This is a genomic window from Buchnera aphidicola (Hyadaphis tataricae) (genome assembly GCF_005081445.1).
GTDB classification, from domain to species: domain Bacteria; phylum Pseudomonadota; class Gammaproteobacteria; order Enterobacterales; family Enterobacteriaceae; genus Buchnera; species Buchnera aphidicola_AE.
In genome coordinates this window covers 395,357-410,321 of sequence record NZ_CP034873.1, presented here as the reverse complement: position 1 = coordinate 410,321, position 14,965 = coordinate 395,357, and the positions used below count along the sequence as shown (strand labels likewise).

Sequence of the window (14,965 nt, the reverse complement as noted above, 5' to 3'; positions counted from 1 at the left end):
GATATTATTTTGCTAAATCCCATTGTACGTAAATTTCAATATGGTCAGTATACCATTACTTTAGAGACGGGTATAATGGCTCGACAAGCAACTGCTGCTGTTATGGCTAGTATGGACGATACAGCAGTATTCGTTACTGTTGTCGGACAAAAAAAAATTAATACCAGTCAAAAATTTTTTCCTTTAACTGTTAACTATCAAGAACGTACATATGCGGTAGGACGTATACCTGGTGGTTTTTTCAGAAGAGAGGGACGACCAAGTGAAAACGAAATATTAACGGCTAGATTAATAGATAGACCGATTCGTCCTTTGTTTCCCAAAAATTTTTTTAATGAAATTCAAATCATTGCAACAGTAGTATCCGTGAATCCAAAAATTAATCCAGATATAATATCTATTATAGGGGCATCAGCGGCATTAAGTTTATCAGGTATTCCATTTTATGGTCCAATAGGTGCGGCAAGAGTAGGATACATTAATAATCAATATATATTGAATCCTACTAGTGAAGACATGAAGAAGAGCGCTTTAGATTTAGTGGTATCAGGAACGCAGAATGCGGTTCTTATGGTAGAAGCAGAAGCTAAAATATTAACAGAAGACAAGATACTTGAAGCTATTATATTTGGTCATCAACAACAACAAGTAGTAATTAATAATATTCGTTCCTTATCAAACGAAGCAAGTAAATTACCTTGGAGTGTTTTATATCAAGAAACAAATAAAAATTTAGAATTAAAAGTAACTGAATTTGCTGAAAAAAAAATAAAATCGGCTTATTTAATTGTTAATAAACAAGAAAGATTTGATAGATTAAATATTATTAAAGAAGAAATTGCAGAAGCTTTTTTAAAAAAAGATTCGAATATTGATGTTCTAGAGATAGAAAATCTTTTCCATAGCATTGAAAAAAATATTGTACGTAAAAGAATTTTAAACGATGAAATTAGAATCGATGGTCGTGAAAAAGATATGATTCGCGCTCTTGATGTTCGAACAGGTGTATTACCTAGAACTCATGGTTCTGCTTTATTTACTAGAGGTGAAACTCAGTCTTTAGTATCAGTTACCTTAGGAACATCTAGAGATGCACAAAATTTGGATGAATTGTTAGGAGATAGAATTGATAATTTTTTATTTCATTATAATTTCCCTCCTTACGCAGTTGGTGAAATCGGATTAGTCGGATCTCCTAAAAGGCGAGAGATTGGACATGGTCGTCTTGCAAAAAGAAGTCTTTTAGCTGTTATGCCTAAATTAGAAGATTTTCCTTATACAATTAGAATTGTTTCTGAAATTACTGAATCTAATGGTTCTTCTTCTATGGCATCCGTATGCGGCGCTTCTTTAGCACTAATGGATGCTGGCGTACCCATTAAATCAGCTGTAGCTGGCATATCTATGGGTTTAGTTAAAGAGGGTCACCAATATGTATTACTTTCAGATATTTTAGGGGATGAAGATCATCTAGGAGATATGGATTTTAAAGTTTCTGGTACAGAAGAAGGTATTACAGCATTGCAAATGGATATGAAAATAGAAGGAATTACTAATGACATTATAAGTTCAGCTTTAAGTGCTGCAAAATCAGCTAGATTACACATTTTAAAGATCATGAATCAAGCTTTAAGTACAGCAAGAAAAGAAATTTCTGATTTAGCGCCTAGGATTCATACTATAAAAATTAATCCTGAAAAAATCAAAGATGTAATAGGTAAAGGGGGTTCTGTTATTCGTATGCTAACTGAAGAAACAGGCACTGTAATTGAAATCGAAGATGATGGAACAGTGAAAATATCTTCTTCTGTTAGAGAAAAAGCAAAAAATGCTATTCGTAGAATTGAAGAAATTACAGCTGAAATTGAAGTAGGACGCATTTATTCTGGAAAAGTGACTCGCATTGTTGATTTTGGCGCTTTTGTTTCAATTGGATTTGGGAAAGAAGGATTGGTGCATATTTCGCAAATTTCTGAAAAAAGAGTAGAAAAAGTATCTGATCATTTAAAAATTGATCAAATAATTTCTGTAAAAGTTTTAGAAATTGACCGTCAAGGAAGATTAAGACTAAGTATTAAAGGAACAGAAAAATTTATTATTTCTAATAAATTAATAAATAATCATATTATCTGATATAATCATTTATAATGATATGATTTTTATAAAAAATAGATTTTTTATGTCTAGTTAGCACGATAAACACATTATAAAATGCATTTTTTATTTTTTGATAAAAATGTCTAATTTTTTAAAAACATGTTTTTTAAATATCTAATAAAACATTTAAAAATTATTTTAGAACAAAAAATATTAGTAATATATCATATATAAACTGTTTGATTTTTTTAAAAATCAACTGTTTTATTCATTCATTTAATTTGAGCCGGTTCACACACTTTTCAATGAGAATAAATAATATATTTTCATCATGAGCTATGTAGACTGGCCACTGTAACTTAAAAGGCATATCTACTGCATGACTCGTATTGAAAGCACATTTTCTTTTCTTGGTTTAAATTCTTTTATTATTCAATCTTTAAATGAAATGGGTTATGTTAAGCCATCTCCTATTCAAGAAACTTGTATTCCATTGCTATTAGAAGGACACGATGTATTAGGTATGGCGCAAACTGGAAGTGGTAAAACAGCTGCTTTTTCCTTACCTTTGCTACATAATCTTAACGTTAAGTTAAAGTCTCCTCAAATCTTAGTGTTGGCTCCTACAAGAGAATTAGCAGTACAAGTAGCCGAAGCTTTTTCTAGTTTTTCTAAATATATGATTGGAGTGAATGTTTTACCTTTATATGGTGGTCAAAGATATGAACTACAACTACGCGCGTTAAGACAAGGGCCTCAAATTGTTGTCGGAACTCCAGGTCGTTTATTAGATCATTTAAAAAGAGGAACTTTAAACCTTTCTAATTTACATGGATTAGTTTTAGATGAAGCAGATGAAATGTTACGTATGGGATTTATAGAAGATGTAGAAACGATTATGAGCAAAATCCCAAAAGAACATCAGACTGCATTATTTTCAGCTACAATGCCAGAAGTAATACGACGTATTTCTAAAAGATTCATGAGAAACCCAAAAGAAATTAAAATTCAATCTAATATAACTACACGACCAAATATCAAACAAAGTTATTGGATGGTACATGGTCGTAAAACTGATGCTTTAATTCGTTTTTTGGAAGCTGAAGATTTTTCTGCTACAATTATATTTGTTAGAACAAAAAGTGCCACTTTAGAAGTTTCTGAAGCTTTAGAACGCAACGGATATAATAGTGCAGCATTAAATGGAGATATGAATCAAGCTTTAAGAGAGCAAACATTAGAAAGATTAAAAAATGGTAGATTAGATATTTTAATAGCAACAGATGTTGCTGCTCGAGGTTTAGATGTAGATCGCATCAGTCTTGTGATTAATTATGATATTCCTATGGATTCAGAATCTTATGTTCATCGTATAGGTCGAACTGGTCGAGCAGGTCGAACTGGTCGAGCTTTATTATTTGTTGAAAATCGTGAGCGTCGTTTATTGCGAAATATAGAACGTACTATTAAGCAACCTATCCCTGAAGTGCAACTTCCAAACGTTGCATTGTTATCTCAAAGACGTCTTGAAAAATTTGCAAAAAAAGTACAACAGGAATTAGAAAGTCATGATTTAGATCAATACGTTGCTTTATTAGATAAATTATACTCTTCAGATGATTTAGATATTAAAACTTTAGCTGCTGCATTATTAAAAATGGCTCAAGGAGAGCGTCCTTTAATAATTAAACCAGATTTAAAAAAGTCTTCATTTTATAGCACTTTATCATCAAAAGACAATCGTAATCGCGAAGAAAATGTTCGTCACAATCGCTCACGACGTGAACGTCGTGATTACAATAAAGAAATAGATTTATATCGCATTGAAGTAGGTCGAAATGATGGAGTAGAAGTACGTCATATAGTTGGAGCTATTGCTAACGAAGGAAATATTAATAGTAAGAATATTGGCAATGTTAGGTTATTTTCTTCTTATTCTACTATTGAACTACCTAAGGGATTATCTAAAGAGGTATTACATAATATTTCCACTACAAGAATATTAAACAAAGCAATCAATATAAAAATATTGAAACATAATAAAACAGATGATAGTACAATTTCTAATCGTTCTCTAACTTATAAAGAAAAAAACAATCATCGTCGTTTTTCTGAATATCGTGCAAATAAATTAAAATTATCTAGAAATGAATTAAAACCTTCTTCTTCCCGTCGTAAAAATGTTTGATAGTAATTTTTATGCCGCTTCGCGGCATATTAATGTGAAATAGTATTGATTATGTTCTTATAAAAAAGATAAATATATTTTTTATCTTAATAAAATTTATATATACTTATATGCTATGACTTCTATTTCTATTTTTACATCTTTTGGTAATCTTTGAACTTCTACACAAGATCTAGCAGGGAATTGCGATTCATGATCTGAAAAAAATTTCATATAAATTTCGTTAATGATGTCAATTTTTTTCAGTTCAGTAGTAAAAATCGTTGTTTTAATAATATTTTTTACTTGAAAATGCGCGTTAGTTAAAATAGTTTTTATATTTTTTAATACGATATACGTTTGTTCACCAATATTTTCTGGAATTGCTTGCGAGTGCGCATCAATAGGTATTTGTCCAGACAATATAATAAAATTGTTAATGATAACTGCTTGAGAATAAGGACCAATAGTTTTTGGTGTATTTTTAGTATGAATAATATGACGCATATAATACCATTATAATTTATGTTAAGTTAATATTGCTGTATTTAATATGACAATACTATATTTTTAGAAAATTCTTTTTCACAATATTTGCATTTTAAATTCGTATTAAAAAAATTATCCTTTTTAACTAGAAAACTTGAATGGATGAAATTATTATGACTAACGCAATTGCTATTTGGACAAATGAGAATACGATCTATTTGTTCAGGTAAAGCTGGAAATGTTTTGCCTACTAAATTGTATTGGTTGATATAATTAACAGTGGCATCTGGAGCATAAATTGCTAACTGATTAATTTGATCATCGCTTAAAAATGTATCTTCTATTTTTATAATATCTTTTATTCCTAATTTTTTAGAAGGTAAATTGAAACCTATAGTAATTCGTTTTTCTGTTTCAGTAAATCTAAACAAAGATAACAATTTAAAACCAATATGAGCTGGTATATGATCAATAACACTACCAGATTTGATGGCTTCTACTTGAAGTTTTTTGTTTTGCATGGTTACATTATAAATGTTTTTCTATTAATACTAAAGATAAAATTGCTTGACGAGCATAAATGCCATTGGCAGCTTGTTTAAAATACCAAGCATAAGGTGTACGATCAACATCGTAATCAATTTCATCTATTCGCGGAAGTGGGTGTAATATTTTTAAATTTTTTCGCGCATTTTTTAACGTTTGAACATGTAATATAAATTTTGATTTTGCATTCGCGTATTCAGTTAAATCCAGTCGTTCTTTTTGAACACGAGTCATATACAAAATGTCTATTTCGGAAATAATTTCTTCAATATTATTGTATCTTTTCCAATAAACTCCTTTTTCATAAAGCATATCATTAATATGTTTTGGCATCATTAATGCATCAGGTGAAATAAAATAAAATTTGTTTTTTTGAAATTTAGCAAGAGCTTGTGTTAATGAATGAACTGTTCTTCCGTATTTAAGATCTCCAACCATAGCAATATTTAAATGATTTAGTCTGTTTTGAGTTTCTTGAATAGTAAATAAATCTAATAATGTTTGTGTTGGATGTTGATTTGCCCCATCTCCTGCATTAAAAATAGGTATGCCATTGGAGAATTCTGCAGCTAAACGCGCAGAACCTTCTTGCGGATGACGGATAATAATACCATCTACATAAGAGCTGATTACTGCTATCGTATCTGCTAATGTTTCTCCTTTTGTTTTCAAAGAAATATTGTTTCCATCAGAAAATCCGATTATTGATGCCCCTAAACGATATAAAGCGGTTTCAAATGATAAACGAGTACGAGTAGATGATTCAAAAAAACAACTGGCTATAATTTTATTTTTTAATAAATTTGGTTGCGGTGTTTTTTTAAGAAATGTAGATTTTTTTAAAACTAATTCTAATTCATAGCGTTGTAGTTCATCAATTGAAATAATATGTTTTTTGAATAGAGGATTTCTCAACTTTTTTTCCTTTACGATTTCAGAAAAGAAAGGTTTTTTCTGTTAGTCTGTAAAACCCTGCGCAAATATTTAATAATCTATTGATAAATCTAAATAGATTATTTTTCACGTTTAATTTAAAAATATATTGTTCTTTACAAGCTAATTGTTTTTGATAAACTAGATACGAGAAGAGCTTTAATGGTATGTAATCTATTTTCTGCTTGTTCAAAAATCGTTATTTGATGTTTTTGAAAAATGTCATCTGTTATTTCCATACCGTTTTTTAATCCATATCGTTGTAATATAGATTTTCCTATAACAGTTTTTTGATCATGCAAAGCAGGAAGGCAATGGAGTATTTTAACATGATCATTATTAGTTATATCTAACATTTCATTGTTTACCTGATATGATTTTAATGATTGAATTCTATTTTCCCACTGTTCTTGAGATTCTCCCATAGAAACCCAAACATCAGTATAGATAAAATCGACATTTTTAACACCCTCTTCAATATTTTCAGTGCAAATGATTTCTCCTTTTTGTTTTTTTGCCATTTTTTTGCATTGGATGAATAGTTCTTTTTCAGGCCAAAATTGTTTAGGTGAGACTAAACGTAAATCTAAACCTACTAATGCAGCTGCTTCTAAAAGGCTATTTCCCATATTATTATGAGTATCTCCAACATATGCACATGCTATTTCGTGAAACTGTTTTTCTGGGTGTATTTCTTTAATAGTTAGTAAATCTGCAAGTAATTGAGTGGGATGAAACGTTTTAGTTAAACCATTCCATACTGGAACTTTTGAATGTTTTGCTAAAATCTCTATTGTTTGATGATCATGACCTCGGTATTGAATTCCGTCATATAAACGACCAAGTATTTTAGCAGTGTCTTCTATAGATTCTTTTGTTCCAAGATGTGTACTACCTGGTCCTAGATAAGTCACGTGAGCCCCTTGATCATATGCGGCTATTTCAAAAGCACATCTTGTACGAGTAGATTCTTTTTCAAAAATTAAAGCTATATTTTTTCTTTTCAAAAACTGGATTTCTTGATTATTTATTTTGTTTTTTTTTAATTTTTGAGATAAATTAATAAGTGTTTTTAGTTCTAAATCTGTGAAGTCTAACAATCTTAAACAATCACGCTTATAAAGACTATTCATATTTAAATTCTCAGTATTATAAAAATATATTAAATAAAATGAAAATTGAAGTAAAAAGATTATTACAGTTAGTATATAATATTTTTTTTATATTGTAATAATTTTATTCAATTACAGAACATAGTTATTTGTAATCAATATAAAGATAAAGCATCAATAGTTTTATAAAATATATTATTTTCAATTAAGTTATACTGTAACAATTATTAATATATTCAATATGTAATATATTTTATTTTTACATCCAATCATGCAAGTATTTTCAATAACATTGAGTTAAAATAATGAAATTTATTCTGAAACATTGTCATTTAGAAAAAGAATATACAGATTGTATAATTGTTGGAATCTTTGAGTCGCTTCAACTTTCTAGATCTGCTAATTATTTAGATTCATCTAGTAACGGTTACATCACTTCTTTATTAAAATTAGGTGATATAAAGGGTAATATAGGTGAAACAATAATGTTCTATAATATTCCAAATGTTACTGCTCAAAGAGTATTATTAATAGGTCTTGGAAAAAAAAATACAATCACTCAATCTAATTTAAATTTGATTATAAAAAAAACTATAACATTTTTAAAAAAAACATCTATAAAAAATTTTATTTGCTCTTTAGATGAAATCAACATCGAAAATAATCATCATACATATTGGCTCATTAGAACTATTGTACTAGGCATACAGTCATCTTTATATCAAATTTCAAAAATTAATCAAACTACAAAAAAACATATTAATTTTGATTTAATAACATTAAACATCTTAAAAAAAAATGATTTGTATTTAGGTGAAATAGCGCTGAAACATGCATTAGCCATCAATCTCGGCATAACTTCTACAAAAAATATTAGCAATTTACCTCCTAATATTTGTACTCCTTTATATTTATCCAATCAAGCAAAAAAACTTGCTGACAAATATTCAGATAATATTGTTGTTGATGTTATCGATATCAAAGAAATGAAAAAATTAAAAATGAATGCTTATATAGCAGTGGGTGGTAGCTCTAAAAATCAGCCATTTATGTCTGTCATTAAATATTCTGGAAATAATAACATTAATAATATAACTATTGCTTTAGTGGGAAAGGGTGTAACTTTTGATTCTGGAGGAATATCGATTAAACCTTCAACGAACATGCATGAAATGAAATACGATATGTCAGGAGCAGCTGCAGTTTATGGCACGTTAATTATGGCTGCTGAGCTTCAGTTACCTTTAAAAATTATTGGAATTTTATCTGGATGTGAAAATATACTGAGCAGTAATGCTTTTAGACCTGGAGATGTTCTAAAAACTATGTCAGGTAAAACAGTAGAAATACTAAACACCGATGCTGAAGGGCGTTTAGTTTTATGCGATACGTTAACTTATGTAGAACGTTTTTCTCCAAATTTAGTGATTGATATTGCTACATTAACCGGCGCATGCGTGGTAGCATTAGGTGAGTGTGTCAGCGGTTTTTTTGCTAATGATGAAGAACTTTCTAAACAATTACAACATGCTTCAAAAGAAACTGATGATAAGATATGGCGTTTACCATTGTTAAAAGAATATGAAACAAACCTTTATTCATCTATTGCAGATTTATCTAATATAGGAAATAGCAAAGCTGGAGCTATAACGGCAGCTTGTTTTCTTTCTAATTTTACAAAACAGTATAAATGGGCTCATTTAGATATTGCAGGAACTGCATGGGAATCAGGTAAAGATAAAGGATCTACAGGACGTCCTGTTGAACTCTTATGTCAATTTCTATTAAATCAAAGTAAAATATCATATTAAATTTTATATCATATTTTTTTATAATATCACAGTTTTTTAATTTATAAAAAGTTAAAAATAATGGAAAAAAATTACAATCCTAACAGCATTGAAACAAGTCTATATAATTTTTGGGAAAATAATGGTTATTTTAAACCTAATGATGTAACCAAACCAACTTTTTGCATTATGATGCCACCGCCTAATATTACGGGTAGTCTACATATGGGTCATGCATTTCAACAGACTATTATAGATATATTAGTTCGTTATCATAGAATGCAAGGAAAAAATACACTTTTACAAGCAGGTACAGATCACGCCGGAATAGCTACACAGATTTTAGTTGAGCGCCAAATATTTTTAGAAGAGAGAAAAACAAAAAAAGATTATAGCAGAGAAGATTTTGTTAAAAAAGTTTGGAGTTGGAAACAAACTTATAATAATATTGTTATCAATCAAATGCGTCGTTTAGGTGTTTCTGCTGATTGGGATCGAACTAAATTTACTTTAGATTCTGATATTTCTATTGCTGTTAAAGAAGCATTTATTTTATTTTATAAAAACAACTTGATTTACCAAAAGAAAAAATTAGTACATTGGGATGCAGTTTTAGAAACGGTTATTTCAGATTTAGAAGTAGAGCACCGTTTAGAAAAAGGAAAAACATGGTTTATTAGATATCCAATTGTAAATCCTAAGAATTTTTTAAACGGTAATGTGAAATATTTAATTGTCTCTACTACTAGACCAGAAACGTTGTTAGGAGATACAGCTATTGCAGTTAATCCGAAAGACAGCAAAAATAATCAATTGATTGGACACTTTGTTCGATGCCCTATAATTAATAGAATTATTCCTATTATTGGAGATGAATATGCTAATCCACAAAAAGGAACAGGTTGTGTAAAAATTACACCAGCACATGATTTCAATGATTATAAAGTAGGTTATCGTCATAAATTACCGATGATTAATGTTTTTACATTCAATGGCAAGATTAGATCTTTTTCTCAGATTTTTAATTATAAAGGAGAAAAAATTGATTTATATGATAACGCTATACCATCTTTATTTCAAAAATTAGACATATTATCTGCAAGAACCAAAATCATAGAAGAAATTAAAAAATTAGGATTTTTAGAAAATATTCAAGAATCTGATATTACAGTTCCTTATAACGATCGTAGTGGTTCAGTTATTCATTCTATGCTTACAAATCAATGGTATTTAAAAACATCAAAATTAGCAAAAATAGCTCTTAGTGCTGTTGAAGATGAAAAAATTAAATTTATACCTGAACAATATAAAACTATGTATAGATCTTGGATGAATAATATTGAAGATTGGTGTATTTCTCGTCAATTGTGGTGGGGGCACCGTATTCCAGTTTGGTACGATGATAAAAAAAACATATATGTTGGTCATGATGAACAAACAATACGTAAAGAATACTCGTTATCAAAAAATATACTTTTAAAACAAGATGATGATGTTTTAGATACTTGGTTTTCATCTGGCTTATGGACATTCTCTACATTAGGATGGCCTAAAAAAACAGTATGGTTGAATTTATTTCATCCTACTGATGTTTTAGTAAGTGGTTTTGATATTATTTTCTTTTGGATTGCACGTATGATCATGTTAACTATGTATTTGATGAAATCAAAAAACGGAATATCTGAAGTACCATTTAAAAATATTTATGTCACTGGATTAATTCGTGATGAACAAGGTGTCAAAATGTCAAAATCAAAAGGCAATGTTATTGATCCTTTAGATATGATAGATGGCATTTCTTTAAAGAATTTAATTAAAAAAAGAACAAGACATTTATTACAACCTAGTTTATTTGAAAAAATTGTTAAATACACTCAAAAAAAATTTCCTACGGGAATTGAGGCGACGGGTACTGATGCATTACGTTTTACTTTCTCTGCTTTAGCATCTAATACACGAGATATTAATTGGGATATGAATAGATTAAAGGGATATCGAAATTTTTGTAATAAATTCTGGAATGCTAGTAGATTTGTTTTAATAAATGCTACAAATCATTCTTTTTCTACATTAAACTTTCAAGAAAATATTTTTTTAATAAATGAATGGATCTTAACGAAATTAAATAATATGGTGAAGTTATATCGAGATGCTTTAGATCATTATCGTTTTGATAGTGCGGCAAATATTTTATATAATTTTGTTTGGAATATATTTTGTGATTGGTATTTAGAATTTGCAAAAATATTAATTAAGCATGGATCTGAACAAGAAGTGTATTTTACTAAAAATACAATGTTATATGTTTTAGAATTTCTTTTGAGATTAGCTCATCCAATCATTCCTTTTATGACAGAAGAAATTTGGCAACGTGTAAAAATAATTAATAAAGTTTCAGGGGATACGATTATGTTACAACCGTTTCCTCAATACAATAAAAATATTTCTAATATTGAAGTAATTCAGAATGTGCAATGGATAATAGAAATTATTATTTTTGTTAGAAATATTCGATCTAATATGCACATTCATCCTCATAAACTATTGCCACTATGTTTGTATAAAGTTAATTTAAAACAGAAAAAAATTATTAAAGAAAATACTTTTTTATTAAAAAAAATTGCTTTTTTAGAAAGTATAACAATACTTTTTAAAGATTATGAACAAGATTTATATATAAAAAAAATAATCCATGGAGTAGAAATTATTATACCTATATTAAAGTTAATTGACGTAAAATTGGAATTACAACGACTAAAAAAAGAAAAAATCAGTATTCAAAAAAAAATATTTATTATAAAAAACAAACTCTCTAATAAGAATTTTTTATCTTTTGCTCCTGAAATAGTTGTTAAAAACGAAAAAAATAGATTTTTAACGTTAAATAAAATATATCAAGAATTATCTAAACAAATTAAAAAATTAATTCATTTAGATGATGACGAAAATTTAAAGTAATAATCTATTTATTAAGTGTTTGCTAAAAAATTTTTTAACTTATTCAATACCAATTAAATATGATTTGATATTATTGATCACACAGTGATAATTTTTTGTTTATTATTTAGGATTTTATAATGTCTCGTTTACACAATATTCTTTCTAAAAAAGAGTTAAAGAAACGCATGTATTTAGACACTACAGAACGTTTAACACTATCTTTTTATAAATACTTTAATATAATCAATACTCAAGAATATAGAAATAAAATTTATAAGCAATTTCTTAAATATAACATTTTAGGAAGAGTTTATATAGCAGAAGAAGGTATTAATGCACAAATCAGTGTGCCATTAAAAAACTTCACATTCTTAAAAAACTTTTTATTTCAATTGTCTTCATCATTGCATGATATAGTTATTAACAAAGCATTAAGCAATCAAAAATCATTTTGGGTACTGTCAGTAAAAGTCAAAAAAAATATTGTTGCAGATGGAATACAAGATTTTTTTTTTAATCCTCACGATGTTGGTATATATATTAACGCACAAGAAGTGAATTTAATGTTAAAAGATCAAAATGTAATATTTATTGATATGAGAAACTCTTATGAATATAAAATAGGTCATTTTGAGCACGCAATTGAAATTAAAAGTACTACTTTTCGTGAACAATTAAAAAAATTAGTAAAAAAAATGGAATATGCTAAACACAAAAGAATTGTATTGTATTGTACCGGAGGAATTCGTTGTGAGAAAGCTACTGCTTGGATGCGTTTTCATGATTTTAAATATATTTATCATATTAAGGGAGGCATTATCGGTTATATACACAATGCAAAAAAAAACAATTTGCCTATTTTGTTTAAAGGAAAAAATTTTGTTTTTGACAATAGAATGAGTGAAAAAGTGTCAGATGATGTTATTGCATTTTGTCAGCAATGCAAAAATCCTTCTGATGTTTATGTCAATTGCAGAAACGATCTATGTCATTTGCTTTTTATTCAATGTAAGGATTGTGCTGTAAAATTTAATTACTGTTGTTCTAAAGAGTGCATGAAAAAAATTAAAGGTTTTTGAATGTATTTTATATTTTATTTTATGTTGATTCTAAGTTTTCCCAATATAGAATTTTTGTTTTTAATGCTTGTTCTTTATATTTTAATTTTTTTAAAATTATCATTGTTTCTTGTGGTTCTTTTTTAAAAAAATTAGGTTGATTAATGATTTTTTGTAGTTTTTGAATACACAATTCAAGTTTTGTTATTTCGTTTAACGTATTAGATAGGTTTTGTTGTCTTGTTTTTTTGTAATTTGCATCAATAGATATTCTATATTTATTTTTTTTATCTTTTTTATTAATTTTTTTTATTATATTTTTTTCGTTTTTTATACTATTATCATAGCTAATATGAGTATTAATTAATGCGTTATCTGCAAAACACCAAAATTTTTTTGCTGTATTTTTAATAAAATTTTGGTCATGACTGGTTATTATAACAGTTCCTTGATAATTTATAATTGTTTTTTCTAGTACATTCAAACTATCTAAATCTAAATCGTTGGTAGGTTCATCAAGAATTAGCACGTTGCTTGGCTTTAAAAATAATCGCGCTAATAGTAATCGACTATACTGGCCTCCAGATAATGTTTTGACTAGAACGTTTAATTCATGAGGTTGAAATAAAAAATCTTTTAAATAGCTTATTATGTGCTGTTCTGTTCCATTTATTTTTATACTTTCTTTTCCATAATTTATGTTTTCTATAATAGATTTATTTGGATTGAGAAAAGATTTATTTTGATCAAAGTATGCTATGTGTAAATTTTTATTTCTATAAATTGTTCCTGTTTCAGGTAATATTTCTCCTAAAAGCATTTTTATTATCGTAGTTTTTCCACATCCGTTTTTTCCAATAATTCCTAATTTATCACCATTTTCGATAACCGATGAAAAATCTTGAATAACATGTTTATTGTTTATTGAAAAGTTAATGTTTTTTATTTTAAAAATAACTTTTCCCAAATAATTTTTATCTTGATTTATATTAATCTGATTGAATGTTGCTATTTTTTGATAATTTTCCTTTTCTTGTCTTAATAATTTCAAATTTTTAGTTCTTCCTTGATTACGAATAGAACGTGCTTGAACATTTTTTCTGATCCAAATTTCTTCTTTTTTTAAATTATTATCAAATGTTTTCTTGTGCATTTCGTCAATGCGATTATTTTCACATTTTAGCTTTTTAAAGTTTTTGTAATCTCCTGACCAAGAAGTCAGTTTTCCACGATCAAGATCTACGATTCTTGTGGATACATTTTGAATAAAATTTATATTATGTGATACGAACAATATGCTTCCTGAAAAATTTTTTAAAGTTTTTTCTAACCATTTTACTGTTTGTATATCTAAATTATTTGTAGGTTCGTCAAGTAAAAGTATGTCTGATTTTTCTATCAATACTTGAATTAATGCAGTTTTTCTTAATATTCCTCCTGATAGTTCAGATGTTATTTGACTTTTTTTTAGTGAAATATGTTTAAGGATTTTTGTGATTTCTGTGTCATGTTCTATATCTTTTTTGTAATAATCTTGATTTATATATTTTCTATTGTATCTTGATTTTATAAAATCATACACAGAAGCATTTGTATTTGTAGTATTATTTTGTTCTAAATAAGATATTTTGATATTTTTTTTAAAAGTGATGCTACCATGATCTAAACTTTGCTTTTGATTAATAATTTTTAAAAATGTAGATTTTCCAGTTCCATTTTTTCCAATTAAACATATTCTTTCATTTTTATTCATGTAAAACATACTATTGTTTAAAATAGTTAAATTGCTGAATGATAAATAACCATTTTTAATATTAATGAGCGACATAATAT

The 14,965-nt window shown here is 27.6% G+C and carries 10 protein-coding genes; 5 read left to right on the top strand and 5 right to left on the bottom strand.

Going from position 1 to position 14,965, the window contains the following annotated elements:
* Positions 1–9: 9 nt before the first annotated feature.
* A complete protein-coding gene (gene pnp, locus D9V69_RS01860) occupies positions 10–2,133 on the top strand; it encodes a polyribonucleotide nucleotidyltransferase (protein ID WP_158356636.1) in 2,124 nt (707 codons plus the stop codon).
* 343 nt (positions 2,134–2,476) lie between these two features.
* Positions 2,477–4,285: a DEAD/DEAH family ATP-dependent RNA helicase gene (locus D9V69_RS01855; RefSeq protein WP_158356635.1), complete on the top strand. Its 1,809-nt coding sequence runs from the start codon at positions 2,477–2,479 to the stop codon at positions 4,283–4,285.
* Positions 4,286–4,381: 96 nt separating this feature from the next.
* Here the strand turns inward: D9V69_RS01855 and D9V69_RS01850 are convergent, their stop codons facing one another.
* The 4 genes from D9V69_RS01850 to argF all read right to left on the bottom strand — a co-directional run bounded on the left by D9V69_RS01850 (position 4,382) and on the right by argF (position 7,365).
* Entirely contained in the window at positions 4,382–4,771 is a 390-nt protein-coding gene (locus D9V69_RS01850; RefSeq protein ID WP_158356634.1) for a Rid family detoxifying hydrolase, read from the bottom strand.
* 41 nt (positions 4,772–4,812) lie between these two features.
* Positions 4,813–5,274 (bottom strand): aspartate carbamoyltransferase regulatory subunit, encoded by a 462-nt coding sequence (gene pyrI, locus D9V69_RS01845; RefSeq protein ID WP_158356633.1) that lies wholly within the window; start codon positions 5,272–5,274, stop codon positions 4,813–4,815.
* Between the two features lie 7 nt (positions 5,275–5,281).
* A complete protein-coding gene (pyrB, locus tag D9V69_RS01840; protein ID WP_158356632.1) occupies positions 5,282–6,214 on the bottom strand; it encodes an aspartate carbamoyltransferase in 933 nt (310 codons plus the stop codon).
* Positions 6,215–6,348: 134 nt separating this feature from the next.
* A complete protein-coding gene (gene argF / locus D9V69_RS01835) occupies positions 6,349–7,365 on the bottom strand; it encodes an ornithine carbamoyltransferase (RefSeq protein ID WP_158356631.1) in 1,017 nt (338 codons plus the stop codon).
* Positions 7,366–7,649: 284 nt separating this feature from the next.
* On the opposite strand from argF, the gene D9V69_RS01830 reads away from it, so the two are divergent.
* The 3 genes from D9V69_RS01830 to D9V69_RS01820 all read left to right on the top strand — a co-directional run bounded on the left by D9V69_RS01830 (position 7,650) and on the right by D9V69_RS01820 (position 13,153).
* Entirely contained in the window at positions 7,650–9,155 is a 1,506-nt protein-coding gene (locus tag D9V69_RS01830; protein ID WP_158356630.1) for a leucyl aminopeptidase, read from the top strand.
* Positions 9,156–9,215: 60 nt separating this feature from the next.
* On the top strand, positions 9,216–12,092 hold the full coding sequence (locus tag D9V69_RS01825) for a valine--tRNA ligase (protein WP_158356629.1): 2,877 nt from the start codon (positions 9,216–9,218) through the stop codon (positions 12,090–12,092).
* A 119-nt stretch (positions 12,093–12,211) separates the two neighbouring features.
* Positions 12,212–13,153, top strand: a complete 942-nt coding sequence (locus D9V69_RS01820) for a rhodanese-related sulfurtransferase (RefSeq protein WP_158356628.1) — start codon at positions 12,212–12,214, stop codon at positions 13,151–13,153.
* A gap of 19 nt (positions 13,154–13,172) precedes the next feature.
* Here D9V69_RS01820 and D9V69_RS01815 read toward each other — a convergent pair whose 3' ends face one another.
* On the bottom strand, positions 13,173–14,960 hold the full coding sequence (locus D9V69_RS01815; protein WP_158356627.1) for an ATP-binding cassette domain-containing protein: 1,788 nt from the start codon (positions 14,958–14,960) through the stop codon (positions 13,173–13,175).
* Positions 14,961–14,965: the final 5 nt, after the last annotated feature.